The following is a 26,456-nucleotide window of genomic DNA, read 5'->3' as shown; positions in this document are numbered from 1 at the left end:
GGGATCAGATGATGGGACCGCCTTCACCTAAAGCTATCCCCTCCCCCTTTGAGGGGGAGGGTTAGGGAGGGGGCTACAGGCTCGTTCCAACCATTTCTAGCACAGCCTCAGGCCGCGCCGCGTTCGGCCATCAGTTCGGCGTAGGAGCCGGCGGCCTCCAGCCGGCGCGCCGGCTCGCGGCTCAGCACGGCGCCGAGCTCCGCCAGACTCTCCAGATTGTGCACCGGACGGAAATCGTCAACGTGGGGCAGGATCGCCCGGGCGCCCTGGGCCTTGGGCTCGTAGCCCTCGAAGCGCAGGAGGGGATTGAGCCAGATCAGGCGCCGGCAGCTCTTGTGAAGCCGTTCCATCTCCTCGGCGAGCCCCTGCGCGCCCTCGCGGTCGAGCCCGTCGGTGATGAGCAGCACCACGGCGCCCTGGCCCAGCACGCGGCGCGACCAGACCGCGTTGAACTCGGCGATGCAGCCGCCGATCCGCGTCCCGCCCGACCAGTCCTCGACCTTGGCCGCCACCTTGGCGAGCGCCAGGTCCACGTCGCGCTGGCGCAGCGCGCGGGTGATGTTGCTGAGCCGCGTGCCGAAGAGGAAGCAATGGACGCGGTCGCGGTCGTTGGTGATGGCATGCATGAAATGCAGCATCATGCGCGAATAGCGGCTCATCGAGCCGGAGATGTCGCAAAGCACGACCAGCGGCGGATGGCGGCGGCGCTTGCGCTTGTACTGCAGTGGAATGGCACCGCCGCCGCGTAAGGAGGTGCGCAGCGTGGCGCGGATGTCGATGCGGCGCCCCTGGCGGTCGGGGAAGAAGCGCCGCGTCGGAAGCTGCATGATGGGCAGGCGCATGGCGGCGATCATGCGCTTGGCTTCCTCCATCTCGGCGTTGCTCATCTTCTCGAAATCCATGCCCTGCAGCAGCTCGCGGGCGGAGAAGGTCATGGCCGCGTCGAACTCGATCTTGTCCTGGGGCTCCTCGCCCGGCCGCTCGCTCTGCCGGCCGGCGAGCGCCTCGGCCAGCCGGCGCAGCATCTCCTCGCTCTTCTCGGGCTCCTCGCGCGGCACCGCAACCGACGGCAGCATGGTCTGGAGCATCTTTTCCAGGAGCTGCGGGTTGCGCCAGAAGATGTGGAAGGCCTGGTCGTAGAGCGGCTGCTGGTCGCGCCGGTTCACGAACACCGCATGGAGCGTCCAGTAGAGATCCTCGCGCGTGCCGATGCCGACCGCTTCGATCGCGCGCAGCGCGTCGATCACGCGGCCGGGCCCGATCGGCAGCCCCGCCGCGCGCAGCGCGCGCGCGAAATACATGACGTTCTCCGCCAGCCGGCTCGCTTCGAGCGGGCGGCCGCTCTCGCCCGCGGGGCCGAGGGCGCGGGGTCGTTGCAGGGAGGAGGGCGGCAGCATCGGGAAAGGCGGGCCGCGCTCAGCGCGCCGCCGCGGCCAGCTCGGCCTTCACCTGCTGCAGCAGATGTGCCGCCTCGCTGCCTTTGATCTTGGCGATGTCGTCCTGGTATTTCAGCAGCACGCCCAGCGTGTCGTCGATGCCTTGCGGATCGAGCGCCACCTTGTCGAGCTGGATCAGCGCCTCGGCCCAGTCGATGGTCTCGGCCACGCCCGGCAGCTTGAAGAGGTCCTGCTGGCGCAGCTTCTGCACGAAGGCCACGACCTCGCGCGCGAGCACCGTGCCGGCCTCGGGCGCCTTCACCCTCAGGATCTCGAGCTCGCGCTCGGCGTTCGGATAATCGACCCAGTAGTAGAAGCAGCGCCGCTTGAGCGCGTCGTGGATCTCGCGCGTCCGGTTCGAGGTGATCACCACGATGGGCGGCGTTCCGGCCTTGATCGTGCCGAGCTCGGGGATCGTGATCTGGTAGTCGGCGAGGATCTCGAGCAGATAGGCCTCGAACGGCTCGTCGGTGCGGTCGAGTTCGTCGATCAGCAGTACCGGCGCGCCCTCGAGATCGCCCTCGAGCGATTGCAGCAGCGGCCGCTTGACCAGGAACTGCTCGGCATAGATGTCGCTCGCGAGCGCGTCGCGATTGGCCTCGCCGGCGGCCTCCGCCAGGCGGATCTCGATCATCTGGCGCGAATAGTTCCATTCGTAGGCGGCCGAGGCGATGTCGAGCCCCTCGTAGCATTGCAGCCGCAGCAGCCGGCGGCCGAGCGTCTGGGAGAGCACCTTGGCGATCTCGGTCTTGCCGACGCCGGCCTCGCCCTCGAGGAAGAGCGGGCGGCGCAGCTTGAGCGCCAGGAACAGCGCGGTGGCGAGGCTGCGGTCGGCGACATAGTCGCCGGCCTTCAAAAGCGCCAGCGTTCCCTCGACATCCGACGGCAACGGCTTGGCCGCGGCGGCAGCGCGATCCTTCAGCGATTTCGCGGCCGGCGACGTCATTTCCTTGTCCAACTGCCATCCGCGTTGAGGAACCAGGTGCCCTTGGGCGCCTTCTGGATGATCTGGCCGGCATAGACCTTGCCGACATCGGCGGCGGTCACGCCCTGCGCCTTGGCGCGGGCCTCGTAGATGGCGCGGCGCTCGGCATTGACCCGATCGACCAGGGACTGCGCCGTGGCGCCGGTCGAGTTGTCCTTGACCATCACATAGCCGTCGAAGCGCTCGGCAACGATGCCCTGCGCGCGAAGGGCGTTGAGCTGGTCCTCGTCGGCGGCCGACGCGGTCGTCGCGGCGAACGGCAGGAGCAGCGCCATCAGGCCGAGCAATGCGATGCGGATGAAGTATCGGCGGGCTGAATACATGGCGGTTCCAAATAATGCTGCGTCAGAAGATGTCGGGGTTCTTGGCAATGTCTTCCTGCGCCTGCTGCTCGATCTTCACGCGCACCTCCTGCTCGATCTTGATGTTCATGTTGATCACGATGGGCTTGTCCGGCGCCTCGACCTTGACGGTCGGATTGCAGGCGGCAAGGCCGGCGCCCAAGAGAAGAGCGGCCACGCCGCCACGAACAGACCGGTTCAGCACACACCCTTCCTTCGCGAGGCCCAGCGCCTCGCGGCTTCCCACATGACATGGCCCGCTCCCCGATCCACGTCCAGAGGCGGGCACTCCTGCGCGTCCCCGCTTCAAGGCGGGGCCGCCATCTTCTCGCGCACCAGGTCCGGCACGCTATAACCCTCTAGGCTATCGTGCAGAATCCGGTCGAGCCGGCCGTTGAGGGCGAGGTTCAGCTCGATCGGATAGCCATTATAGAAAGAGGGATTTTTCCCCCGCACATGCAAGCCCAGCGTCGCCTCACCGTCCTTGTCGCGGTCAAGCGTCAGCCAGAGCTGATCATAGCGGAAATCGTTCAGCGCCGAGAGCACCAGGCTTCCGGTATCCCCGGCCGCTGAAAGGCCGCTGGGCGGGGCGGTCGGGGAATAGGCCAGGCGCCCGGGGCCCGTCGCGTCGAGCCGGGCGCCGGCGATGATGACGGCGCCATCCTCGATCTGGACCGGGATCGTGCCCGCCAGCCGCCCGGTGCCGCTGAGGCCGTCGATCTCGGCCAGGGCCAGGAGCTCGCCTAGATCGACATTGCGGACCTGGAGATCGACCTGCTGCCGGCTTGCCGTCGGATCGAGGCGGGTCGGCCCGACCGTGACCTGGCCGTCGGCCAGATCGAGGGACGCCTTCTCGATCTTGAGGATGGGGCCGGGCCCGGCCGAGAAGCTGATGAGGGCGTTCTGCAGGGGCACGCCCATGTCGATCTGCGCGACCGCGATCTGCTGGCCGGGCGGGGTTGCGATCGGCTGCAGGTTGGAGAGCGTGACGGCGCCGTTGATCCGGCTCAGCGCCATGCCGCGGCCGCTGAGCGAGAGATCCTGGAGCCGCATGTCGAGATTGCTGAAGACGGCGCCGCCCTTCCAGGCGAGCGCGCCGGCCACCATGACGGTGCCCGTGGCTTCGTCGATCTGATTGCGAAGCGTGGGTGCCAGATCGCGCGGCTGCAGGCCCCCGGGGAGGAAGCGCACCGGCGTCATCTCGAGCCGGCCCGCGCCGCGGCCATGGGCCAGGTCGTGGATGCCGGAGAAGGCGAACTGGAGCAGCTTGTTCTGGTCATGGGCGGCGAGGTCGAACTCGACTGCATCCCGGCGCAGCTCCGCCGTTCCCTCCATGGCCAGGGCCGGCAGCCAGTCCTGGTCGGCGCCCAGGCGCAACCGCCCGGCCGTCGCCGTCAGCTTGGCGCCGGTCATTCCCGCATAGGCGAGACGTGCATCCAGGTTTTCGACGACGATGCCGCGCTTGGGCAGATCCGCCACCAGATCGGCGACGCGGATCTCGCCGGTCGCGCCCTCGGCGGCCGACCAGTGCCCATAGAAGCCGCTGGCACCCCAGCGCAAGTCGATCGGTTCCGTGTCGGTCTTGGCCACCGGCCGCAGTGCCAGCGCGAGGGGCCCGGTCCGCACCCCGTAATCCAGGCTCAGCCCCTCGGGCTGCCAGCGCGCCACCAGGAGGGGCCGGTCCTTGGCCGGCCGGATGGCGAAGCGGACGGCCTTGCGGCTCTCCAGTCGGGCCAGGGCGGTGAAACCTCCCAGCTCGGCGCTGCCCGGCTCTGGAATCGAAAGAGTCAGTGTATTATCAGTATATTGGATGGCATTATTAACCTCTAAGGAGAGGTTTTTGATATTCGCGGAACTTGTTTTTATTTCAGATAGTTGAGGAGAAACTCTAAGGTTTCCTGTGAATTGATCCGGCCGGCCGGAAAGCTGGCCCGAGAAGCTGACCCGGTCGAGCCATAGGGAGGCGCCGGCTTCCGTCACCGGCCAGCCCTCCGCCTGCCCTTCGATCCGCTGCAGCTCGAAATCGGCGATCCCGCCACCGTCCGGGGCGGTATGGACGGTGCCGCCCAGCCGCAGGCTGGCGGGCTGGGCCCCGCCCAGCTGGATCAGCAGGTCGCCATCGAGGGTCTGGGCGCCGGTTTCGTTCCCCTGGAGGGTCAGCCCCTCGGGGGAGGAGAGGCTGAGGGCGGCGGGCATGTCGAAAGGCCGGCGCAACGAGGCCGGCAAAGCCAGCCGATCCAGGAGAGCCGGGGCGAACAGGGTGGTCAGCACCAGGGGGCTGGGGGTCTTGACCGCCAGGAGGTGGTTCGGGCCGAAGGTGACGGTCACGGGACCGCCGCCGGAGACGCTGTCGACCACGCCCGGCCAGCGGACATTGTCGAGCCGCAGCTCGAGCTGGGCGGCCACCCCGGCGATCGGCGGTGCCTCGGCGCCCTGGGGCTGGCCGGAGAGCGTGACCGAGGCGGGGCCGCTGATCGTGATCCGCCCGCCTGAGGGCGGCGGCAGGCCCAGCGTCTTCCAGATCGGGGAATCCGCGTCGGCATCGAGGGCGACCTGCCCGTCGGCGGAGGGGGTGGCCCCGTCCAGCTCGACCGTTCCCTGGCCGCTCACCCGGAAGCTGCCATCCCCGCCCACGGCCTCGGCGCTGACCAGGGTGCGGTTGGGGTCCCGATCGACCTGCAGCTTGAGGCGCGAGGGAGGCAGGTCCCGGAAGCGGGCCTGGTCGGCCGTCACCGCCACCGTTCCCGCCCAGGGTTCGAAGGCGATGAGGCTCAGATAGGCCTCGCCGGCGATATGTTGGGCCGTCAGGCCGTGTTCCGGGCTGTCCAGCCTGCCGTCGGCGAAGGAAATCCGGAGCGACCCGCTGCCGGTCAGGTCCAGGCTGCCGTCCGCCCGGCCGGCGAGCTGGCCCTGGGGACCGGCGCCGGTGACGACGAAATCGACCGCGTAGCGATCGTCGCCCGCCGGATCCAGGCGCCCGGTAAAGCCCAGGCGGGCGACGGGGGGGCCGTCGGGTGGCGCCAGGACCACCTCGCCGCCGCGGATCTCGACCGGTGGCAGGCCCGGCAGCCGGAGCACGCCGCCGCCGGCGGCCGGCGCCGAGAAGCTGTCGCCCAGGCTGGCGATGGCCTGGTCCAGGGGCGTCTGGGTCGTGAATTCGATGCGAGGGTTCTGGACCAGGATCGAGCGGATCTGCGGCGAGAACCCCTGCCAGCCATAGACCAGCTGGATCTGCGACAGGCGGAGATGCGCATCCCCGGGCAGGTCGATGTCGGTGATCCGGGCCTCGTGCCAGCCGACCGAGGCCACGTGGAAGCGCAGATTCGTCAGGCCGCGTGCCTCCAATTGCTGCGCGGCCCAGCCTTCGACCAGCCGCGGCAACAGCGACAACAGCAACAGGGCGACGAAGGCGCCCGTTACGAGCGCCGCCGCCGCACCGGCCAACAATCTCTGGGTGAGCCTTCCCCGCATCTTTTCGTCGAGACGCCACGCGGAGATGCGCGGCGTTCTTTGCAGGCCAGCATAGAAGGGGGTGTCCCTGATTCCACCGCGGGCGGCCTGTGGCTAACTAGAATCCTGTGGATGACACGAGTCGCAGCGAGTCGCTTGCCTTTTGCTTGAGCCTCACAGATCGCTCGCACAACCGGCGCTAAGCAGGCATGAACTCGTTTCAATCGGGCGATCCGTCGTGAAACGACTCGATTCCGTCGAAGTTCCGAGTCGAAGACGCACAAACGCACCCGCTTCGAGCGGCGGGGCCGACTCGGGATCGCGCGAGAAGAATCCGGAAAAGAAAAGGGCGCGGATGCCATCGGCATCCGCGCCCGGAAGCTGTCGAACGAGAGCGGCGATCAGCCGGCCGAAGCCACCGCGCGCGCCGCCATGACGCCGACCAGATGGGCGCGGTATTCCGCGCTGCCATGCATGTCGCTGTTGAGGTTCGTCGCCGCGACCTTGATGGCCTTGATGGCGTCGGGCGAGAAGCTGCCGGCGAGCGCCTTCTCCATTTCCGGCACGCGGAAGACGCCGGGGCCTGCACCGGTTACCGCGACGCGCACGCCGCCGGCGGTCTTGGCCACGAACACGCCCACCATCGCATAGCGCGAAGCCGGGTTCGGGAACTTGGCGTAGCCGGCCTTCTCGGGCTTCGGGAAGCTCACGGCGGTGACGATCTCGCCATCGCCGAGCGCCGTCTCGAACAGGCCCTTGAAGAAATCGTCGGCCGCGATCTTGCGCTTGTTGGTCACGACCGTGGCGCCGAGGCCCAGCACGCCCGCCGGATAGTCGGCCGCCGGATCGTTGTTGGAGATCGAGCCGCCGATGGTGCCGCGGTTGCGGACCTGCGGATCGCCGATGCCTTCGGCGAGGACCGCGAGCGCCGGGATGGTGCGCTTCACCTCGGCGGAATGGGCCACCTCGGCGTGGGTGGTCATGGCACCGATGGTGAGCCCGCCGCCCTCGGCCTTGATGCCCTTGAGCTCGGCCAGGGCGGCGAGATCGACGAGCGCCGAGGGTTGCGCCAGGCGCTGCTTCAGGGTCGGCAGCAGGGTCATGCCGCCGGCCAGGAGCTTGGCTTCGCCCGAGAGCAGCTTCGCCGCGTCCGCGAGCGAGGCCGGACGCTGATAGGAAAAGTTATGCATGGTCGTCCTCCCTTACTCGGCGGCCATCTTGGCGCCCTGCGCGACACGCCAGACCCGCTCGGGGCTGGCCGGCATCGGGATGTCGCGCACGCCCAAGGCATCGGTGATCGCGTTGACGAGCGCTGCCGGTGCGGCGATGGCACCGGCCTCGCCGCAGCCTTTGACGCCCAGCGGATTGTGCGGGCAGGGGGTCGAGATCGTGCCGATCTTGAAGCTCGGAAGATCGTCGGCCCGCGGCATGCAGTAATCCATGTAGGAGCCGGTCAGGAGCTGGCCGGTCTCCTTGTCGTAGACGCAGCCCTCGAGCAGCGCCTGGCCCACGCCCTGGGCGATGCCGCCATGGACCTGGCCCTCGACCACCATCGGATTGATGACGTTGCCGAAGTCGTCCACCGCCGACCAGTTGGCGATGGTGGTGACGCCGGTATCGGGATCGATCTCGACCTCGGCGATATGCACGCCCGCCGGGTAGGTGAAGTTGGCCGGATCGTAGAACGCGGTCTCGTCGAGGCCGGGCTCCAGATCCTTGGGGTAGTTGTGCGGCACGTAGGCGGCGAAGGCGATCTCCTGGATCGTCTTCTGCCGGTCGGTGCCCGCCACCTTGAACACGCCCTTGGAATACTGGATGTCGTCGACCGAGGCCTCGAGCAGATGGGCCGCGATCTTCTTGCCCTTGGCGACGATCTTATCGATGGCCTTGACCGCGGCCGAGCCGCCGACGGCGAGGCTGCGCGAGCCGTAGGTGCCCATGCCGAACGGCACCTGCGAGGTGTCGCCATGGACCACGGTCACCGCATCGACCGACAGGCCGAGCTTGTCGGCCACCACCTGCGCCAGCGTCGTCTCATGGCCCTGGCCATGGCTGTGCGAGCCGGTCAGGACCTGGGCGGTGCCGGTCGGGTTGAAGCGGATCTGCGCGGATTCCCAGAGGCCCACGCCGGCCCCCAGCGAGCCCACCACGGCCGAGGGCGCGATGCCGCAGGCCTCGATATAGGCGGAGAAGCCGATGCCGCGCAGCTTGCCGCGCTTGGCGGCCTCGGCCTTGCGGGCGGGATAGCCCTTGTAGTCGGCGAGCTTCAGCGCCTCGTCGAGCGCCTTCTCGTAATTGCCGGAGTCGTATTGCAGCGCCACCGGCGTCTGGTAGGGGAAGGCATCCGGCTTGATGAAGTTGCGCCGGCGGATCTCCGCCGGGTCCAGCTTCATGTCGCGCGCGCAGTTCTCGACGATGCGCTCGACCACGTAGGTGGCTTCCGGACGGCCGGCGCCGCGATAGGCGTCGACCGGTGCGGTGGTGGTGAAGACCGCCTTCACGTTGCAATAGATCGCCGGCGCCGTGTATTGCCCGGCGAGCAGCGTGGCATAGAGATAGGTCGGCACGCAGGTCGCGAAGGTCGAGAGATAGGCGCCCATCGAGGCGATGGTGTCGACCTTCATGGCGAGGAACTTGCCGTCCTTGTCCATCGCCATCTCGACATGGCTGACATGGTCGCGGCCATGGGCGTCGGAGACGAAGGATTCGCCGCGCTCCGCGGTCCATTTCACCGGCCGCTTCACCTTCTTCGCCGCCCAGGTGCAGACCACCTCCTCGGCATAGCAGAAGATCTTCGAGCCGAAGCCGCCGCCGACATCCGGCGCGATGACCCGCATCTTGTGCTCCGGCACGCCCATGATGAAGGCGCAGAGGATGAGCCGCAGCACATGCGGATTCTGGCTGGTGGAGTAGCAGGTATAGCTGTCGGTGCCGGCGTCGTATTCGCCGATCGCCGCGCGCGGCTCCATCGCGTTGGGGATGAGCCGGTTGTTGACGAGATCGAGCTTGGAAACCTTCGCTGCCTTGGCGAAGGCGGCATCGACCGCGGCCTTGTCGCCGAGCTCCCAGTCGTAGCAGAGGTTGTTCGGCACGTCGGCATGGAGCTGGGCGGCCTTCGGATCCATCGCCGTCGCGGTGTCGACGACGGCCGGCAGCTCCTCGTAATCGACCTCGATGGCCTCGGCCGCGTCCTTGGCCTGCGCGATGCTCTCCGCGATCACGACCGCGACATGGTCGCCGACATAGCGGACCTTCTCGTTCGCCAGGATCGGATGCGGGGGCGCCTTGTGCGGCTTGCCGAAGCGGTCGGTGACGGTCCAGCCGCAGATGAGGCCGCCGACCTTGTCGGCGGCGACGTCGGCGCCGGTGAAGACCGCGACCACGCCCGGCATCTTCGCTGCCGCGGCGGTGTCGACCTTCCTGATCTTCGCGTGCGCATGGGGCGAGCGCAGGAAGTAGGCGTAGGTCTGCCCGTGCTTGTTGATGTCGTCGGTGTAGTGGCCCTGGCCGGTGAGGAAGCGGAAGTCTTCCTTGCGCTTGACCGAGGCGCCGATGCCCGTGTCTGCCATGACTGCTTCCCTCCTACCGCTTCATCGCCTGGGCGCCGGCCTGGATGGCCTTGACGATGTTGTGATAGCCGGTGCAGCGACAGATGTTGCCCTCCAGCCATTCACGCACGTCCTTCTCGGACGGCGCCGGGTTGTTCTGCACGAGATCGACCGCGCTCATGACCATGCCGGGCGTGCAGAAGCCGCATTGCAGGCCGTGATGCTCGCGGAAGGCCGCCTGCATCGGATGCAGCTCGGCGCCGTTGGCGAGGCCCTCGATCGTGGTGACCTTGGCGCCGTCGGCCTGCACCGCCAGCATGGTGCAGCTCTTCACCGACTTGCCGTTCACATGGACGACGCAGGCACCGCACTGGCTGGTGTCGCAGCCGACATGCGTGCCGGTCAGGCTCAGCTTCTCGCGCAGAAAATGAACCAGCAGCGTCCGGGCCTCGACCTCGCCCGAGACGGACTTGCCGTTCACCGTCAAGGAAACGGTGGGCATCCAAACCTCCCTCTCGATATGGCCTCGGACAACCTATCGGTCTGCCGAGGCATTCCGCTCACGCCGGCCGGGACGGCCGGCGCATCTCCCTGACAGGGGATCTTGCCCCTGCTTATTCTTTGTCGCTCGCTGCTAGTCTTGTGTGCAGTCAGGGGGGAGGTCAAGGCCGACCGCCGGGCGGTCGGCATCCTGACTCTCCGGTTACAACCGGGCGTCGTCAGCGGCCGAAATAGAGCAGCAGGGCGAGGACGATGACGATCAGCCCGCCGATCCAGATCACCGGATGCAGGCCCTTGCGGGCCGCCGGCGGCGGTGTCACAGCGCCGGGCTGGGTCTTTGGGGCCGTGACCGGCTCGGCCGCCGCGGCCGGGATAGTTGCGGCCGGCGCGGCAGCGGATACCGCTGCAGCCGCCGCGGGCGCGGCCGCCCCTGCCTGCGCGCTGACCAGTGCCGAAAACTTGCTGAAAAATTCATCAGCCAGCTTGCGCGCGGTGCCGTCGATCAGCCGGGCGCCGATCTGGGCGAGCTTGCCGCCGACCGCGGCATTGACGGTGTAGGTCAGGATGGTGCCCTGGCCGGTCTCGTCGGGCTTGAGCTTGACGTCGGCCCCGCCCTTGGCGAAGCCGACGGCGCCGCCGGTGCCTTCGCCCGTGATCTTGTAGCCGTTGGGCGGATCGAGATCGGAAAGGGTCACCTTGCCGCCGAACTTGGCGGAGACGGGCCCGACCTTGGCGACCACCTTGGCGGTCATCTCGGTATCCGAGACCTTCTCGATCTCCTCGCAGCCGGGAATGCACTGCTTCAGCACTGCGGGATCGTTGAGCGCGCGCCAGACGGCCTCGCGCGGTGCCGTGATCCGGTATTCACCGGTCATTTCCATGGAATCGGACTCCTGTCGCTCTGAGGCCCCACCTCAAGGACGGCTCACAAATAGCGGAGATAGACGTAGACCGTCGAGACCAAGATGCTCATCAGCATCATCGGGAAGGCGAGCAGCAGGAAAGGGACGAACCGGAACGGGACGCCGGCCCGCTCGCCGATCCCGGCCACGGTCAGGTTGGCGCTGGCCCCGATCAGCGTGCCATTGCCGCCGAGGCAGGCCCCCAGCGACAGCGACCACCAGAGCGGCAGCAGCCCTTCCGGCCCGCCGAAGCCCGAGGCCATGTTCTTGATCACGGGGATCATGGTGGCGACGAAGGGGATGTTGTCGATGATCGCCGACAGGATGGCCGAGGCCCAGAGGATCGCCAGCGTCGTGACGGTCAGGTCGCCGCCGGTGAGCCGGATCAGCGCGTCCGCCAGCAGCGAAAGCAGGCCGGCATGCTCGACCCCGGCCACGATGACGAACAGGCCGATGAAGAAGAAGATCGTGATCCACTCGACCTCGCCGAAGGTCCGATGGACGCTGTGCGACTGGTCCTCGGCAGAACGGCCGAGATTCTCCAGCAGCAGGAGCAGGGCGGCGCCCAGGAGCGCGATGCTGCCGGGCTCCAGATGCAGCGGATGGGCGAGGATGAAGCCGAGGATCACCAGCGCCAGGACGCAGAGCGATTTCCACAGCAGCGGCCGGTCGTTGATGGCCTCGGCCGGCTTGAAGCCCATGACGCGGGCACGGGCCGCCCGGTCCACCTTCATCTTGCGGCCCCAGATCAGGTGATTGATGGCGATCTGGATCGCCAGGATGAGCAGCACGACCGGCGCCAGGTTGACCAGGAAATCGTTGAAGGTCAGGCCGGTGGCCGAGCCGATGATGATGTTGGGCGGGTCCCCGATCAGGGTCGCGGTGCCTCCGATGTTGGAGGCAAATATCTCAGTGAAAAGAAAAGGGTAGGGCGGGACTTTGAGCTGCTCCGTGATGACCAGGGTCACCGGCGCCATGAGCAGCACGGTGGTGACGTTGTCGAGCAGGGCCGAAGCGAGGGCCGTGACGAGCGAGAGCAGCGCCAGCATCGCCCAAGGGCTGCCGCGGGCGGCCTTGGCCGACCAGACCGCCACGTACTGGAACATGCCGCTGCGCTTCGAGATCGCGACCAGCAGCATCATGCCGGTCAGGAGGGCGATCGTGTTGAAATCGATGCCGGCGATGGCCCGGTCCTGATCGAGCACGCCGGACAGGATCACGACCCCGGCGCCCAGCAGCGCGACGATCGCGCGGTTGACCCGCTCGGTCATGATCGCGGCGTAGCTCAGGATCAGGATCGCCGTGGACAGCCACAGCGGATCCAGCCCGAAGACGGTGGCGTGGGAAGCGGCGTCGGCAGACATCAGCGCTGGCTCATCAGCGCGCGCAACGCATCCCAGTAGGAGACCATGCCGACCAGTTGGTTATCTTTCTTCCGGACCACCGCCAGGGTATTGCGGGCGCGGTGGAGCGCCAGGATCGCCTCGAGCGTGCCCGATTCGGGATACAGCACCGGCGCCGTGGTGTTCAGATGATCGCCGATTCGCAAGGACCGCGACTCCTCGAGCCGTTCCTCGACGGCTTTGATGTCGTCCTTCAGGAAACCGAGGTCGAGATCGGCCCGCGCCTCGAGCGCGGCTTTCGGCAGCACCAGCGCCAGCAGGTCGAACACGCCGAAAAGCCCGACATATCGGCCCCCCTTCTCGGCCACGGGCAGGTTGACGAAACGATTCTCGATGAGCTGCTGCGCCGCCACCCCCACCGTATCCTCGGGGCGCAGCGACAAAGGCGGCGAGGTCATGAAGGTCTTGACGGTCATCCGGGGACTTCCTGCGAGCTCGATTGCGCAGGCTTGGCCAGGAGGCGGGGGCTGTCAAGGCGGGAGGGCGGGGCGCCTCGCCTCCGGGCGACGGAGCCCGTCGCTGGCGGGGAAATGGCGGGCTGCTAGAGTGACGGCCATGCGCCGCTTCCTTGCCTGCCTGCTCGGGTTCCTGCTGGCTTTATCGCCGGCGGCGGGCCATGCGGCTCCGGACCTGACCCCGCTGACCATTCAGACCGCGGCCGGGCAGAGTCTTGCGTTTCGCGTGGAGCTGGCGCGCACCGAGGCGGAACGGGAACTGGGGCTGATGTATCGCCAGAAGCTGGCACCGGATGCCGGCATGCTGTTCCTCTATCCGACGGACCGGCCGGTCGCCTTCTGGATGAAGAACACGCTGATCCCGCTCGACATGCTCTTCATCAAGCGGGACGGCACCATCCTGTCGATCGCCGAGCGGGCCGTGCCGCTGTCGGAGGCGACGATTCCCTCGGCGGGCCCGGTCGCGGCGGTCCTGGAACTGAACGGAGGGACCGTCTCGCATCTGGGTATCAAGCCCGGCGACCGGGTCGAATGCGAGGCGCTGCCGCCCGGCGGCTGACTCCGCGACGGCCGGCCGAGGGCGGTCTCCTGGGCGCTCAGAGCGCCTGGCCCGAGGCCTTGTTGATCGCCTTGGTCGGCTGCCAATCCTCGCCGGCGGCGACCAGGCAGCTCGTTCCGTCCGGGCTGGTGACGATGATCGTCCAGGTCGTGCCCGCGTTGCTGGAGAGGACCTCCAGCAGGCTGCCATTGCTGGCGAGCCCGACCGCGACCGGCGCTTCCTTGTAGCGTTCGGACAGCTCCTTGATCACGTCGGTGCGATGACCGCAGGCGGGATCGTCGGCCCTGGCGGCCAAGGGCAGGAACAGGACCCAGACGGCGAATAGCGGTGAAACCAAGCGCATGGCGCATCTCCTTCCTGGAGAACCTCGCGTCGCTGCTTGCGACACCATCGACGCTCGCCTTGACCCTGCGCCTCGAAACTTAAAGTTTGACTTAAATCCGTGAGTTCGCTGTGGATATCACGGGTTAAAAATAATATACGTGTAACAATATGTTACAGGGAGTTTCCGAGGCCAGCGCCAAGCCGCTCAGTGCTTGCGCGCCAGGGTCAGCCCGTCGCCGATGGAGACCATGGCCAAGGTGACCCGGTCGTCCTTGGCGAGCTTCTCGTTCAGCTTCCGGATCGCGACCGTGTCTTCGCTCCGGTCCTTCGGGTTGATGACGTCGCCGCCCCAGAGCACGTTGTCGATGGCGATCAGGCCGCCCTTGCGGACCAGCTTCAGGGCCCGTTCGTAATAGGCGTCGTAGCTGGTCTTGTCGGCGTCGATGAAGGCGAAGTCGAACTTGCCCGTCTCGCCATCGGCCAGCAGCTTGTCGAGGGTGGCGACCCCTGGGCCCAGGCGCAGATCGATCCGGTCCGCGACCCCCGCCTCGCGCCAGTAGCGCCGGGCGATGGAGGTAAACTCCTCGCTGATGTCGCAGCAGATCATGCGGCCCTGAGGACCCATGGCCTCGGCCACGCAGAGCGAGCTGTAGCCGGTGAAGGTGCCGATCTCGAGCGCGCGCCTGGCGCCGATCAGCTCGACCAGCAGCGCCATGAACTGACCCTGGTCGGGGCCGATCTGCATCATGCCGAGCGGCAGCTTGGCCGTTTCCTCGCGCAGGCGCCGCTTGAGATCGCTGTCGCGCACCGAATGTGCGACCAGATACTCGAACACGGGATCGGGAAGTCCGATGTTGCGGACGGCCATGGGCGTCGGGCTCTCGCTTCCGGATGGAGGCGCGGGGCGAAGTTACCCGCCGCGCCGGATGGCTCTTGTCAGTTCGATCGCTTGTATTGGATGCCGCGGCGCAGCGCGTCCTGCGCCACGGTCTTGCGCTGGCTGCGGTCGTTGACGTTCACGAGCAGGGCATAAGGAACGCCGTCGGGACCCCGGAAGGTCTGGGTGACCTCCCAGACGATGAGCGCGGCGTCGATCTTGCGATAACGCTCGCCCACCGCGACCACTTCTTCCCGATTCCGGTTCTTCGCAAACATCGTCAGTCAGATCCTGGCTGGACAGGTCCGCGGGAAAGCCGGGACCTCGGTCGTCGGCGCCATATCTGCCACTCAACGGTCCGGGAATCCAGGTCTTTCGGCTGCGGCGAAGGGGCGTGGCCGCTCCGGGGTAGTCCGCCTCAATCCGCGAAACGATAGCGGTCCAGCATCGGTTTCGCGGCGATGCGCCGCTCGATGAGCCGGACGGCGTCCGCGGGCCAGGGGATCTTGTGCCGGGGCTGGTGCGGCGCCGCGAAAACGATGCCGGCACAGGCGTCGAGATAATCGGGCTCGGCCGCCACGCCGAGGAAGCTGCAAAGCCGCCCGAGCTCGGCTTTCGGATCGGCGATGAGGTCCTCGTGATGGAGCGTCGCCACCGCATCGGCGCCGACGCGCTTGATGATCGCGCGGTTGGTCTGCAGCAGCCTGAAATATTCGGCGATCGCCGCCTTCAGCGACTGGCCCTTCTGCACCATGGCGGCGATGTTGTCGAAGGGGTTGCGCAGCACATGCACGAAGCGCTTGCGCTTGCCGAAGCGCGTCATCACCTGCTTCAGCAGCAGCGGGTTGCGCGCGATGCGCAAGGTCGTCATCCCGCCCTTCTTGTCGCCGATCACCTGCAGCGTCGTGTGCCGGCCCTGCCATTGGCCGGGGACCTCGTAGTGGTATGGGCCCCAGCGGCGTCCGATCTCGCCATGGAACCGCGAGACCTCGAGCATGAGATAGAGGATCTCGCGCGGCTGGAAGCCGCGGCGCAGATAGAGCAGGGCGTCGAGCTCATGGGCGATCGCCATCTGCGGATGGGCGTCGAGCAGGCTGCCGACCAGGCTATGGCCGCTGCGCGGATAGCCGATGAAGAGGCAGAGCGTCCTGACGCCGTCCAGCAGCGCCTTGTGGCTTTGCGCGCCGGCCCGGGCCCGGTCGCGCAGCTGCGTGACGTCGACCCCCATCAGCCGCCAGATGTTGCGTTCCTCGGCGAGGCCGGCCATGACCCGCTCGCGGTCGATCGCCAAGGGCGCCGGCACCGGGTTGGAGCCGCTCCGGGCGCGCCGTTTGGGCTTGGATCGGCCGGTGGCGGCCGCGGCCGCCCGGGCCTTCGGTTTGGGCAAAGCTCTTACGCCGGAGCCGGGCGTTCGCTTAGCCGGTTCGCCGGAGTTTCCCAAGATGCCCCCTCAGCATGGCCTGCGGCGGCGGGCCGGGCCGCTTCCTATCGGAATGGTAACATGAGTTGGTGCAATCTGCGCCGGCGGGGCACGGCCCTGACCATCGTGTGAATGGAACAGAAAAAGAACATGTCGGGTGGGCCAATCTGGGCAAAAGGCTGCCGCCCGCCGATGTTCCTGATATGTTCTTAGCGGCCAAGGTTGCAGTTGCGAAGAGAACTCCTTAATTTGCAACCGCTTTCCGGGGACCGGGGTGTAGCTCAGTCCGGTAGAGTGCCTGCTTTGGGAGCAGGATGTCGCTGGTTCGAATCCAGTCACCCCGACCATTCCCGAGGGCCCTTGGGGCCGGACGTGCAACAGAGGCGGAGCGGAACCGACCATGCAGGTGCGAATCTACCGGCCGAGCAAGACGGCCACCCAGTCGGGCCGGGCGGGCGAACGTCACTGGCTGCTCGAGTTCGAGCCCTCGCAGAAGCGCGAAGCCGATCCGCTGATGGGCTGGACGGGCTCCGGCGACACCAACCGCCAGCTGCGGCTCTATTTCGAAACTGAGGCCGAGGCGGTGGCCTACGCGCGCAAGAACGGCTACGCCTATCGCATCATCGAGCCGAACGAGCGCGTCGTCAGACCCAAGAGCTATTCCGACAATTTCCGCTACGATCGCATCGGCCGCTGGACCCATTGATGCCGGGCCGGCGGAGATGGGATCCCAAGCGCATCCACGCCTCGGGCGCCCGTAGCTCAGGGGATAGAGCAACCGCCTTCTAAGCGGTAGGTCGCTGGTTCGATTCCAGCCGGGCGCGCCATCTCCGCCCCGATTCCGGGGCCTGATGCGTGGCCTCATGCAGCAAATCTGTCGAACGGGCTCGCGGACAAGCCGGGCCCTGTTTCAATAATGGATCCGCCTCGGTTTCAGATCGCCCCGCGCGATCTGCTCCCACGCGGCCAGGCCATACTGGTCGGCATCATCGCCCTCCAACAGTCTTGGCGGGGCCGGGGGCACGGGCGGCCGTTCCATGCCGCCGAGCGCGATATCGCTGCTGCCGTCGTCGGCCATCTCGATCGGCGGCGCGTCGGCATCCTTCCTGGCCTGAGCGATGGCTTCCGGCGACGGCGCCCATCGGCTCGGATCGTCGGCCTCGGCCGCCGCGACCCCGGCTTCCACATGCTCCTGCTCAGCCTGCTGCGCCGGCTCGGTTTGTGCCTGGCTGGTTTCTTGCGCCTGCCCCTTTTCTTGCGCCTGATCGTCGTCGCGGCCGCATCCGGTCATGACCATGCCGGCGATCCCGAGCGCCGCAGCCAGCTTCACCGCCTGCTTGATTCTCATGGCTGCTGCCCGATCTGGTCGCGCTGCTTTTTCAAGTTCTGGTAGCGGCTGTCCCACATGTCCGCCTCTGCGGTGTCGCCCTTGTTGCGCGCTTCGGTTGCGCTGACCTGCGCGCTGACCATCGCGAAATCGAGCGCCTGCGCGCCGCTCTGGACATATTCCATGTAGGCTTGCTGATCGGCTTCCTTCATCTGTTCCTGGGCGAGGGCGGCCGGCTTGATATGCTCGGCGAGCGAGCGCGCTTTCTCCCGAACGGATTCCTCGCCGCCCGGGAGCTGCGCCGCCTCCCGGCATTTCTGGAACGCCGACCGGTAGTCCTGGTCCGCGGCCAATGCCACCGCTTCCAGATAAGGCCAGGCCGGGTTGAAAGGCTCGAGCCATTCCATCTTGCCGTAGGCAAGGCGCAGATTCTCCAGCACCCCCTCCGGCCGCATCATCGGTTGGGGCTGTGCCAGCATTTCCTGCAGGAGCTTGAGCTCGTAATAGATCATCCGCCGGCCGATGCCGGGCAGCGGCTCGCCTGCGAGGACGAGCTTGGACAGGTTGAGATCGCGCGGCGCCGTGCTCTCCACGAGGCTGACCGCCGTCATATATTGCTGCGCGGCGGACATCGTATCGCCGCGCTGCTCCGAGGCCCGTGCCAGGTAAACCGAACGTTCCGCCTCGAGATAGAGGCTGCGCTGCACGACCGGCGGCTGCCCGGTATCCGCCTTTGCCGCCGTGACCGTCGCGACGATGGCCAGGACGGCGACCGCTATCGCTCCTGCTTTTCCATCCATGCCATTCCCCACCCGCTGTCCCCGACGGACATCGCCGACCCGGATTTTATATACGGTCCCGCACGTCCGGGTCGACGGCGGGAGCATGACGTTCAGATCGCCGTCGCCGCCCTCAGAGCAGCAGCGTGGCAGCGACCGAGGCCAGCAGCAGGATGGCGAAAGCCAGGTTGACGACGCGGTTCGCGACCGGATTCCGGAAGAGCCTTGTCAGGGCCGCGCCGACAAAGAGCCACGCGATATTGACCAGGGCGATCACCAGCAACAGGACGAGCATCTTGACCGCCGCGTCCGCGCCCGGATGCGCTGCCACCAGGACGAACCCGGAGAAGAGCGCCGCCATCGCCGCATAGCCCTTCGGATTGACGAGAGAGAGGAGCAAGCCGGCGGCGAAGGAGGGGTGTCGGCCTTGATGGCTGCGTTCGGTCAAGGGCGGCGTCAGCGCGATGCGGATCGCCAGGACAGCGAAATAAGCACCGGCAATGACCGCGATGACGGGGGCGGCACCCGGCAGCGCCAGCAGGAGGCCCGTCACGCCGCTGGCGGCGAGCGCCATCACGACGATCATGCCGGCGATAATTCCCGCCATATAGCCGAGGCCGCGGCGCGGCCCGAAGGCGGCACCGGCGGCGGCGATGCTCAAGGTGGCAGGGCCGGGGCTGCCGGCGAGCGCCAGGGCGACCAGAATGAATCCGGGCAGCTGTTCCATGCTATAAATCCGCCATGCCGACGGTTCTGGAGCACAAGTCGACGCCGGGTCTTGAACGATCGTGCAGGCAGGGCGACTGGATCCGCGCGGCGCCCGCTTGTCAGGGCCTCGAGCGGATCGAGGCCCGTTTCCTGGGGCATGCATTCGATCCGCACCGGCACGACACCTACGCGATCGGCGTCACGACCCAGGGCGTGCAGTCGTTCCGCTATCGGGGACGCGCCGAGCAGAGCCTGCCGGGCCAGGTGCTCGTGCTTCATCCGGATGAGATCCATGACGGTCATGCGGGAACCGAAACCGGGTTCCGCTACAGGATTCTCTATGTCGACCCGGGGTTGATTCACGATGCCCTGGCCGAATGGCGCTATCCGTTGCCGTTCCTGCGCGAGCCGGTCTCGGACGATCGCCGCCTTGTCGCGGCCGTTCTGCCGGCCCTGGAAGAGCTCGACCGGCCGCTCGAAGAGGTGGAGCGCGACCAGATCCTGCTCGATCTGGCCGAGGCTCTGGCCGCGGCCGATCCGTCGCTGCCGCGCCGCCGCGTTTCGGCGCGTGATTGGCGCGCCGTCGAGCGGGCGCGCGACTTCCTCGACGGCCACCTTCGGCAGGGGAGCCGGTCGGCGGCACTGGAGGCCGCGACCGGGCTCGGCCGCTACGCACTGGCCCGGCAGTTCCGTGCCTGCCTGGGAACCAGTCCCTATCGCTATCTCGTCATGCGGCGGCTGGATCGGGCCCGGGCATTGATCCAGCAGGGCCGCTCGCTGGTGGAGGCGGCGCTCGACAGCGGCTTCGCCGACCAGAGCCACATGACGCGGCATTTCCGGAAGGCCTACGGCCTGACGCCGAAACGATGGGCGGGGCTCTTCGTCTAGCCGCCGCCTCCCGCACGCGGTCGATTCCCGTGTCGATTGTGTGTTGCCCACGGCGCAGGCAGAGTGGGATTTCTCAACGGCGCCATAGGGTTCGGCGCCTTTTTGATGTTACCCATTTGTAATTTGAACAGGTTACCAACCGCGGGCTTCACTCACGCCCGGGCGCAGGAAGCGCCTCCCTGATGCAGGTAGTCCTTGCGACGAACTGCGCCGCTTCCGGGGGTCGTCTGAACGGCTACCGAGGGACAGGCCAACCCACCCACCGGCACTCCCTAGGCCTGCCCCCAAACCACCTTCGGTCAGCCGGAGGCTCCCGGAAGCGGTGCATATTCTCTCCTGCTGACGCGACGCTTCCTGCGTCTTTCCCAACCGGAACCATCCAAAGCGACCGGCGGGCGGCGAAGACCGCTCCGGTGCCCCTGCAGCCCCTGCCGGCGCGCTAGGGCGTGACCGACGTCAGGTTGATGATGCGGGGCCGGTTATAGGCGACCTCGTACAGCGAGGTGGCGGTGAAGCGCGTCTCCCCCAGAAAGACCGGGGCGTAGTCGTAGAAGACCTCGGCCACGATCACGTTCTCGCCCTGGCGCAGGGTGAGGCCGGCGGGCAGGGTGGCCGTCTGGCCGGTCGTGCCGATGGCGCTGGTGGCGGCGTAGGTGCTGCCGGTCGAGACGCGCTGCCAGGCCACGGTCGCGGCGGCCGTGGTCGGGCGAACCACCGAGGTGATGATCACGCGCCCGGTGCCGCCGAGATCGAACGGCGTCGCGGTCGCATCGGCCGCGTTGAAGATGTCGGTGATCTGCGCTTCGGTGATGCCGTCGGCCTGGGCCACCAGGTCGGCCGTGCTGGCCGCGGCGCGCGCGAGCTTCTGGTCCAGCAGCACGAAGCGCGCGGCCTCGAAACAGCCCAGCAGGATCACCACCAGGATGGGCAGGCCGATGGCCAGCTCCATCAGGACGCTGCCCCGACGGTCCCGCGCGAAGCGGTAGAAGCACTGCAAGAGGCGCATTTCCATCTCAGCCTCCTCCCGCCTGGACGACGGCATAGGGCTCGTTGCGGACCACCACGCTCGCCGACATCTTGAAGACGCCATTGTCGCCGAGCATGTCGGCCAGGAGCGGCGTCATCAGGTGCCACTCGTAATCGACCTTGTAGCGCACGACCTGACCGGAATTGCCGACGCCGGCGGTGCCGCGGTCCGCGTCCCACTGGCCGTTGCCGTTGAGGTCCTCGTAGGCCTCGCCCTGATCGTATTTGCCGTTATGGAGCGGGCTCGGCGCGGGCGTGTCGGTGAAGGGTTCCGGCTGGCCCACATCCTGGAAGCTCGGATAGACCATGAAGGTGATGTGGGTCGTCGCGGGATCGAGCATGCCGAGGGTGTTGTCCTCGATGAGCTGAAGGATCTGCTGCTCGCGGGTCACCCCGGCGGGAATGTCGCCGGTGATGCCGAAGCGCGAGGCCTCGCGCAGCCCGTTCTCGACCGAGGTCGATACGAACATCACGACCGCGACCTCGAACATGCCGATGATCAGCAGCACCAGGGGCGGGAGCGCCAGGGCGAACTCGATGGCGGCCGCCCCCGACTGGGACCGGCGAAACCGCCGGAGCCCGGAAACCAGCCTGAAGGCCCTGCCGACCCGGCGTGGCACAGAAATGCCACAACAGCTAAGTGTAAGTGGCGACATGGGTTTTTACCTTCCGCTAACCATGGCGGGGATAGTCTTTGGGCCATGCAGCCCGTATCCCGTATTCGCGCTCGTCTGTTGCCGACAGTGATCCTGGCGCTGGGCGTTTCCGCTTGCGCCAGCACGGTGCAGCAGCCCCCCACGGTTTCCGCCGACGCCGTCATGCGCGTCGCCGACATGACGCGCAACGAGGGCGATCTCGCGAGCGCCGTCGGCCTCTATCAGAAGGCGCACGAGCTCAATCCCACCGATCCGCAACCCCTGATGCAGCTGGGGCAGACCCTGGCGAAGCTGGGATCGCCCGCGGCCGCGGCGGAAGCCTATCGCGCGGCGCTGCAGCTCGACGGCACCAACGCCGAAGCGCTGCGCGGCCTGGGAACGGCCTATCTCAATACCGGCCAACCCGAGGCCGCGGTCGCGCAGTACGAGAAGGCGCTCGATACCGGCGAGGATTATCGCCTCTATAACGGCATCGCCGTCGCCTACGACATGCTGGGCGATCACGCCTCCGCCCAGACCTACTACAAGACCGCGCTGCAGCTCTCGCCCGGCAATCTCGAGGTGAACAACAATCTGGGGCTTTCGCTGGCCCTCGAGGGCCGCTACCAGGAAGCGATCGCGCTGCTGCAGCGGACCAGCAACGATCCGATGGCGACGGCGCGCTACCGGCAGAACCTGGCCCTCGTCTACGGCCTCGCCGGCGATCGCGAGCAGGCGCAGGAGCTCGCGGAACGCGACCTCGATCCCGCGACCGTCCAGCGCAACATGACCTATTTTAACGTGCTGAAGGGCATGGGCGACGACCGCACCATCGCCTCGGCGCTGGGCGCCCATTATGCCGACCAGGTGCCGACCGCGACGCCGGTCGCGGCCCTGCCGGAGGCCAACGGCGTCCCGGTCGTGGCGGCGCCCGATCCCGAGAGCATCGCGACCGACCACAGCGCCGGCAGCGATGCGGCCAGCAGTGCGCTGGCTCCGACGAGCATGGCCGCTCCCGCGGCGCCGCTCGGCAGTGCCGTCAGCACACCCGCCGTCATGCCCGCGGTGACAGAGCCGCGCGATGGCGGCTCGCCCGTCGCCGCCATGGGCGAGATCGAGCAGCCCGTCGCGGCGCCCGAGGCGCAGCCAGCCACCCCGCCGAACAGCTCGGTGCGGATGAGTTCCGATTTTCGCTGAGCGCCGCATCGTTCTCACATATGGCTGAGCGCGTCGATCACCCGGAGAATGGCCGGGCCGATCAGGACGATGAACAGCGGCGGCAGAATGAAGACGATCATCGGGACCGTCATCAGGGCGGGGAGGCGCGCCGCCTTCTCTTCGGCGCGCATCATGCGTTCCTCGCGGAACTCCGCCGACAGCACGCGCAGCGACTGCGCCAGGGGCGTGCCGTATTTGTCCGACTGCAGCAGGTTGTTCACCAGGCCGCGGATGCCCTTTGATTCGGTGCGCTGTGCCAGGTTGATCAGGGCCTGACGGCGGTCGGGCAGGAAGCCCAGCTCGAGCGAGGTGATTGCCAGCTCGTCGGCGAGCTCCGGGCAGGAGCGGCCGAATTCCTCCGACACGCGCTTGAGCGAGGCGTCCAGGCTGAGGCCGGCTTCGGCGCAGATCACCATCAGGTCCAGCGCGTCGGGCAGGCCTTTGCGGATCTTGTCGGCCCGCTTGAGGATCGTGTTCTTCACGATGATGTCGGGCAGGAGCGCCCCCACCACCACGCTGCCCATGATGACGGCGAGGCGCGTCATGGTCGGCAGGTGATAGAGATGCATGATCTGGAACAGGAACAGCGAGATGCCGCCGAACAGGAACGGCATCACCAGCTTGGCGAACAGGAAGCGCACCAGCGCGTCCGAGGAGCGCCAGCCGGCCTGGGCCAGCTTGCGCTGCATCGCCTCGCTCTTGCTCGTGCGCAGGAGCTTCAGGCGGTCGACGACCTGGCGCATGCCGCCGGTGCTGAGCATGCTCTCGCGCTTGCGGGTACCGTGCAGATAGTCGTGGCGCAGCGCCTGGCGCCGCTGGGCCAGCTCGCGCAGGCGCCGGCCGCCGATCTCGCGCCGCAGGAAGGCGTGCCAGACCGCGACCACGACGAGGAAGGTCGAGGCCCCCGCCATCATGGTGATGACGTCCTCGATCGTGACCCCGGTCGGCAGATAATCTTCGATTGAGGGGCTCATATCTCGAACTTCACCATCTTCCACATGATGCCGATGCCGAGCCCATAGCAGGCGAAGCCGAAGGCCAGCATCACCCAGCCGCGCGGGTCGACGAACAGCGTGATCGCGTATTTATGGTTCTCGGCCATGATGATGCCGAACATGATGAAGGGCAGCGAACCGATGATGTAGGCGCTGGCCTTCGCTTCGGACGAGAGCGCCTTGATCTTGAGCTTCATCTGCCGGCGCCGGCGCAGCACCTGGGACAGGTTGTCCAGCGTCTCGGCGAGATTGCCGCCGGTCTCCTGCTGGATGCCCAGCGTGATCGCGAAGAAGCGGTATTCGGGAATGTCGATGCGGGCGGCGGCGGCCCACAGCGCCTCCTGGAGCGTCATGCCGAAGGTGATGGAATCGGCGATCAGGCGGAACTCGACGCCGACCGGATCGGCGATCTCGCGGCCGACCGCCTTGATGGATTCGGTGACCGGCAGGCCCGAGCGCAGGCCGCGCACGATGAGGTCGATCGCCTCGGAGAAATAGGCGTTGAACTGGTTGAGCCGGCGCCGGCCGAGGAACCCGACATAGACATGCGGCAGGAGCAGGCCCAGCGTCACGCCGATGAGAAGGCAGGCGAGGCCCGGCCAGCCCAGCCCCAGCTTGATGCCGCCGCCGGAGAGAACGCCGACCACGAGGCAGGCGAGCGCATACTGGCCCAGCGAGATGTTCTTGCCGCTGCGCGCCAGGCGCTGGCGGATCTTGGTCGGGTTGGGCAGCACCGCGCGCGCGAGGCGGTCGAAGAAGGGCAGGGGCTCGCTGGCGTCGCGGCGGACCGAGAGCGCCTCCTGTTCCTGCATCTTCGCGGTGACGCCTTGCGCGCGCTTGAGCCGGCGCTGCCGCTGGCGGCGGTCCTTGGCGCCGGAGAAGAGGGCGACGATCACGAGACCGAGCGAGAGCACGCCCAGCACGCCGGCGGCCATCAGGAGCTGGGACAGCTGGATGGGGCCGGTCATATGACCTCCAACAGCGCCCGATCCAGCCCGAAATAGGCGGCCTTGGGCGTGAAATGCGGCCGCAGGCCCGAGGACTTGAACTGGCCCCGCAGCTTGCCGTCGGCATCCTCCCCCTCGAACTCGTAGGTGAAGAGGTCCTGGGTGATGATGACGTCGCCTTCCATGCCGACCACCTCGACGACATGGGTGACGCGGCGCATGCCGTCGCGCATGCGGCTGATCTGGACGATGATGTCGATCGCGGCCGCGACCTGGGTGCGCACCGCCTTGGCCGGCAGGTTGATGCCGGCCATGCCCACCATGTTCTCGAGGCGGGTCAGGGCCTCGCGCGGCCGGTTGGCGTGGATGGTGGACATCGAGCCTTCATGGCCGGTGTTCATGGCCTGGAGCATGTCCACCGCCTCGGAGCCGCGCACCTCGCCCAGGATGATGCGGTCGGGGCGCATTCGCAGGGCGTTCTTGACGAGATCGCGCATGGTGATCTCGCCTTCGCCCTCGAGGTTGGCGGGGCGCGTCTCGAGGCGCACCACATGGGGCTGCTGCAGCTGGAGCTCGGCCGCGTCCTCGATGGTGACGATGCGGTCGCCATTGTCGATCATCTGCGACATGGCGTTGAGCAGCGTGGTCTTGCCCGAGCCCGTGCCGCCCGAGATCAGGATGTTGAGCTTGGAGCGCGACGCGATCTTGAGGACCGTGGCCAGCGCGTCCGAGATGTTGCGCTGCCGGGCCATCACGTCGAGCGTGATGCCCTTCTTGGAGAATTTGCGGATCGAGATGCTGGGCCCGTCGATCGCGAGCGGCGGAATGATGATGTTGACGCGACTGCCGTCCATCAGGCGCGCGTCGCAGAGCGGCACGGATTCGTCGACGCGCCGGCCGACCTGCGACACGATGCGGGTCGCGACGTTCATCACATGCTGGTTGTTGCGGAACTTGACGTCGGTGACGACGAGCTTGCCGCCGCGCTCCACATAGACCTGGTTCGGGCCGTTGACCATGATGTCGGTCACGGTCTCGTCGGCCAGCAGCGGCTCGAGCGGACCCAGCCCCAGCATGTCGTCGAGCAGCAGCTCGGTCAGGTCCCGCTGCTCGCGCTGATTGAGGCGGATCTTCTGCTCGGCCAGGACCTCCTGGGCGATCTGCGCGATCTGCCGGCCGAGCTCGCCGCGTTCGAGCTTCACCGCCGCGGCGAGGTCGATGCGCTCGACCACGAGCGCCTGGATCTGGTCCTTGGCGACCTCGATATGGGCGCGTGCGGCCGGCGCCTTGCGCGGCGCCATGACCGGGGTCGGAATCACGGGCGCCGGTGCCGCCGGCGGGGGAGGCGCCGCGTCCGGGGCCGCTGCTTCGGCGGAAGGCGGAAGCTCCGTGGCGGCGGGCGAGCCGGGATCGGCGGCGGCCGGCTCGGCAGAGCTGCTGACGACCCCCGAGATTCCGGCCTTTTCCTCGGCGTTCGCGATCAGGTTGCTGACGAGCTGGGCGATCAGGTTGCGCCGCTCGAGCAGGTTCAGCGGGATCTTGCGCCCGTCGAGCACCGTCGTGACCGCCTGGCCGACCTCGATCGACAGGCTCTGGCGCGACAAGGAGAGCACGTCGCGCCCCGCGAAGAACCGCTCCACGACCGGATGCAGCTCTTCCGCGATGCGCGCGATCAGCTCGGTGCCGCCGGCAATCGGGGCGGCGCGGTCACGAGCGCCATCGGGAGCCATGG

At 67.6% G+C, this 26,456-nt stretch carries 27 protein-coding genes and 2 tRNA genes; 6 read left to right on the top strand and 23 right to left on the bottom strand.

Annotated features, from left to right (window positions below; genetic code table 11):
- Positions 1-107: 107 nt before the first annotated feature.
- The 11 genes from FRZ61_RS12185 to FRZ61_RS12135 form a co-directional block, all read right to left on the bottom strand.
- Positions 108-1,301: a vWA domain-containing protein gene (locus FRZ61_RS12185; RefSeq protein WP_225309224.1), complete on the bottom strand. Its 1,194-nt coding sequence runs from the start codon at positions 1,299-1,301 to the stop codon at positions 108-110.
- 115 nt (positions 1,302-1,416) lie between these two features.
- Positions 1,417-2,382 carry an AAA family ATPase gene (locus tag FRZ61_RS12180; protein WP_151117971.1) on the bottom strand — a complete coding sequence of 322 codons (966 nt, stop codon included), beginning with the start codon at positions 2,380-2,382 and terminating at the stop codon, positions 1,417-1,419.
- Positions 2,379-2,744 carry a YdbL family protein gene (locus FRZ61_RS12175; protein ID WP_225309223.1) on the bottom strand — a complete coding sequence of 122 codons (366 nt, stop codon included), beginning with the start codon at positions 2,742-2,744 and terminating at the stop codon, positions 2,379-2,381. Before FRZ61_RS12175 ends, FRZ61_RS12180 begins: the two co-directional genes overlap by 4 nt.
- A 22-nt stretch (positions 2,745-2,766) precedes the next feature.
- Positions 2,767-3,009, bottom strand: coding sequence for a YnbE family lipoprotein (locus FRZ61_RS12170; protein ID WP_318526368.1), 243 nt, complete (start codon positions 3,007-3,009; stop codon positions 2,767-2,769).
- A 59-nt stretch (positions 3,010-3,068) separates the two neighbouring features.
- Positions 3,069-6,209: a YdbH domain-containing protein gene (locus FRZ61_RS12165; RefSeq protein WP_191909422.1), complete on the bottom strand. Its 3,141-nt coding sequence runs from the start codon at positions 6,207-6,209 to the stop codon at positions 3,069-3,071.
- A 404-nt stretch (positions 6,210-6,613) separates the two neighbouring features.
- The gene (locus tag FRZ61_RS12160; protein WP_151117968.1) at positions 6,614-7,402 is read right to left on the bottom strand and encodes an FAD binding domain-containing protein; all 789 of its coding nucleotides are present in this window, start codon (positions 7,400-7,402) and stop codon (positions 6,614-6,616) included.
- 12 nt (positions 7,403-7,414) lie between these two features.
- Positions 7,415-9,781, bottom strand: a complete 2,367-nt coding sequence (locus tag FRZ61_RS12155) for a xanthine dehydrogenase family protein molybdopterin-binding subunit (protein WP_151117966.1) — start codon at positions 9,779-9,781, stop codon at positions 7,415-7,417.
- A gap of 13 nt (positions 9,782-9,794) precedes the next feature.
- The gene (locus FRZ61_RS12150) at positions 9,795-10,262 is read right to left on the bottom strand and encodes a (2Fe-2S)-binding protein (RefSeq protein ID WP_151117964.1); all 468 of its coding nucleotides are present in this window, start codon (positions 10,260-10,262) and stop codon (positions 9,795-9,797) included.
- 217 nt (positions 10,263-10,479) lie between these two features.
- Complete coding sequence (locus tag FRZ61_RS12145; protein WP_151117962.1) at positions 10,480-11,142, bottom strand: SRPBCC family protein; 663 nt, start codon at positions 11,140-11,142, stop codon at positions 10,480-10,482.
- A gap of 44 nt (positions 11,143-11,186) precedes the next feature.
- Positions 11,187-12,527, bottom strand: a complete 1,341-nt coding sequence (locus FRZ61_RS12140; RefSeq protein WP_151117960.1) for an ArsB/NhaD family transporter — start codon at positions 12,525-12,527, stop codon at positions 11,187-11,189.
- Positions 12,527-12,982 carry a CBS domain-containing protein gene (locus FRZ61_RS12135; RefSeq protein ID WP_151117958.1) on the bottom strand — a complete coding sequence of 152 codons (456 nt, stop codon included), beginning with the start codon at positions 12,980-12,982 and terminating at the stop codon, positions 12,527-12,529. Before FRZ61_RS12135 ends, FRZ61_RS12140 begins: the two co-directional genes overlap by 1 nt.
- Before the next feature lie 139 nt (positions 12,983-13,121).
- Between FRZ61_RS12135 and FRZ61_RS12130 the strand changes: the two genes are divergently transcribed.
- Positions 13,122-13,580, top strand: coding sequence for a DUF192 domain-containing protein (locus FRZ61_RS12130; RefSeq protein ID WP_151117956.1), 459 nt, complete (start codon positions 13,122-13,124; stop codon positions 13,578-13,580).
- 37 nt (positions 13,581-13,617) lie between these two features.
- Here the strand turns inward: FRZ61_RS12130 and FRZ61_RS12125 are convergent, their stop codons facing one another.
- The 4 genes from FRZ61_RS12125 to FRZ61_RS12110 all read right to left on the bottom strand — a co-directional run bounded on the left by FRZ61_RS12125 (position 13,618) and on the right by FRZ61_RS12110 (position 16,168).
- Complete coding sequence (locus FRZ61_RS12125) at positions 13,618-13,923, bottom strand: hypothetical protein (protein ID WP_151117954.1); 306 nt, start codon at positions 13,921-13,923, stop codon at positions 13,618-13,620.
- A 186-nt stretch (positions 13,924-14,109) separates the two neighbouring features.
- Positions 14,110-14,772, bottom strand: a complete 663-nt coding sequence (locus tag FRZ61_RS12120; RefSeq protein WP_151117952.1) for a class I SAM-dependent methyltransferase — start codon at positions 14,770-14,772, stop codon at positions 14,110-14,112.
- A gap of 68 nt (positions 14,773-14,840) precedes the next feature.
- Positions 14,841-15,059 carry a hypothetical protein gene (locus FRZ61_RS12115; protein WP_151117947.1) on the bottom strand — a complete coding sequence of 73 codons (219 nt, stop codon included), beginning with the start codon at positions 15,057-15,059 and terminating at the stop codon, positions 14,841-14,843.
- Between the two features lie 140 nt (positions 15,060-15,199).
- A complete protein-coding gene (locus FRZ61_RS12110; RefSeq protein ID WP_151117945.1) occupies positions 15,200-16,168 on the bottom strand; it encodes a sulfotransferase family protein in 969 nt (322 codons plus the stop codon).
- A 303-nt stretch (positions 16,169-16,471) separates the two neighbouring features.
- Between FRZ61_RS12110 and FRZ61_RS12105 the strand changes: the two genes are divergently transcribed.
- The 3 genes from FRZ61_RS12105 to FRZ61_RS12095 all read left to right on the top strand — a co-directional run bounded on the left by FRZ61_RS12105 (position 16,472) and on the right by FRZ61_RS12095 (position 17,028).
- Positions 16,472-16,548: transfer RNA gene (locus tag FRZ61_RS12105), tRNA-Pro, on the top strand.
- Positions 16,549-16,601: 53 nt separating this feature from the next.
- Positions 16,602-16,907 carry an ETC complex I subunit gene (locus FRZ61_RS12100; RefSeq protein ID WP_151117943.1) on the top strand — a complete coding sequence of 102 codons (306 nt, stop codon included), beginning with the start codon at positions 16,602-16,604 and terminating at the stop codon, positions 16,905-16,907.
- Between the two features lie 45 nt (positions 16,908-16,952).
- Positions 16,953-17,028 (top strand) — tRNA-Arg (locus tag FRZ61_RS12095).
- An 83-nt stretch (positions 17,029-17,111) separates the two neighbouring features.
- Here FRZ61_RS12095 and FRZ61_RS12090 read toward each other — a convergent pair.
- From FRZ61_RS12090 to FRZ61_RS12080, 3 genes are read right to left on the bottom strand one after another with little or no spacing between them, the layout of a single operon-like run.
- Positions 17,112-17,549: a hypothetical protein gene (locus FRZ61_RS12090; RefSeq protein ID WP_151117941.1), complete on the bottom strand. Its 438-nt coding sequence runs from the start codon at positions 17,547-17,549 to the stop codon at positions 17,112-17,114.
- Positions 17,546-18,415, bottom strand: a complete 870-nt coding sequence (locus FRZ61_RS12085) for a hypothetical protein (protein ID WP_151117939.1) — start codon at positions 18,413-18,415, stop codon at positions 17,546-17,548. Before FRZ61_RS12085 ends, FRZ61_RS12090 begins: the two co-directional genes overlap by 4 nt.
- A 25-nt stretch (positions 18,416-18,440) precedes the next feature.
- The gene (locus FRZ61_RS12080) at positions 18,441-19,034 is read right to left on the bottom strand and encodes a LysE family translocator (RefSeq protein ID WP_191909421.1); all 594 of its coding nucleotides are present in this window, start codon (positions 19,032-19,034) and stop codon (positions 18,441-18,443) included.
- Between the two features lie 14 nt (positions 19,035-19,048).
- Here FRZ61_RS12080 and FRZ61_RS12075 point away from each other — a divergent pair, with 14 nt between their 5' ends.
- The gene (locus FRZ61_RS12075; RefSeq protein WP_151117935.1) at positions 19,049-19,903 is read left to right on the top strand and encodes an AraC family transcriptional regulator; all 855 of its coding nucleotides are present in this window, start codon (positions 19,049-19,051) and stop codon (positions 19,901-19,903) included.
- A 439-nt stretch (positions 19,904-20,342) separates the two neighbouring features.
- On the opposite strand, the gene FRZ61_RS12070 is transcribed toward FRZ61_RS12075, so the two are convergent.
- Together FRZ61_RS12070 and FRZ61_RS12065 are read right to left on the bottom strand one after the other, a co-directional pair.
- Positions 20,343-20,915 (bottom strand): TadE/TadG family type IV pilus assembly protein, encoded by a 573-nt coding sequence (locus tag FRZ61_RS12070; RefSeq protein ID WP_191909420.1) that lies wholly within the window; start codon positions 20,913-20,915, stop codon positions 20,343-20,345.
- A gap of 1 nt (position 20,916) precedes the next feature.
- On the bottom strand, positions 20,917-21,549 hold the full coding sequence (locus FRZ61_RS12065; RefSeq protein WP_191909419.1) for a TadE/TadG family type IV pilus assembly protein: 633 nt from the start codon (positions 21,547-21,549) through the stop codon (positions 20,917-20,919).
- Between the two features lie 81 nt (positions 21,550-21,630).
- On the opposite strand from FRZ61_RS12065, the gene FRZ61_RS12060 reads away from it, so the two are divergent.
- Positions 21,631-22,761 (top strand): tetratricopeptide repeat protein, encoded by a 1,131-nt coding sequence (locus tag FRZ61_RS12060; protein WP_151117929.1) that lies wholly within the window; start codon positions 21,631-21,633, stop codon positions 22,759-22,761.
- Positions 22,762-22,775: 14 nt separating this feature from the next.
- Here the strand turns inward: FRZ61_RS12060 and FRZ61_RS12055 are convergent, their stop codons facing one another.
- Genes FRZ61_RS12055 through FRZ61_RS12045 form a run of 3 tightly spaced genes read right to left on the bottom strand, consistent with a single transcriptional unit; the run spans position 22,776 to position 26,454 of the window.
- Positions 22,776-23,756: a type II secretion system F family protein gene (locus FRZ61_RS12055; RefSeq protein ID WP_151117927.1), complete on the bottom strand. Its 981-nt coding sequence runs from the start codon at positions 23,754-23,756 to the stop codon at positions 22,776-22,778.
- Positions 23,753-24,745 carry a type II secretion system F family protein gene (locus FRZ61_RS12050; protein WP_151117925.1) on the bottom strand — a complete coding sequence of 331 codons (993 nt, stop codon included), beginning with the start codon at positions 24,743-24,745 and terminating at the stop codon, positions 23,753-23,755. The genes FRZ61_RS12055 and FRZ61_RS12050 overlap by 4 nt, the downstream gene beginning before the upstream one ends.
- The gene (locus FRZ61_RS12045) at positions 24,742-26,454 is read right to left on the bottom strand and encodes a CpaF family protein (protein ID WP_151117924.1); all 1,713 of its coding nucleotides are present in this window, start codon (positions 26,452-26,454) and stop codon (positions 24,742-24,744) included. Before FRZ61_RS12045 ends, FRZ61_RS12050 begins: the two co-directional genes overlap by 4 nt.
- Between the last annotated feature and the right edge of the window lie 2 nt (positions 26,455-26,456).

Source organism: Hypericibacter adhaerens (assembly GCF_008728835.1).
In the GTDB taxonomy this organism is placed as follows: Bacteria; Pseudomonadota; Alphaproteobacteria; order Dongiales; family Dongiaceae; genus Hypericibacter; species Hypericibacter adhaerens.
This window is presented reverse-complemented; position numbering and strand designations above follow the sequence as displayed.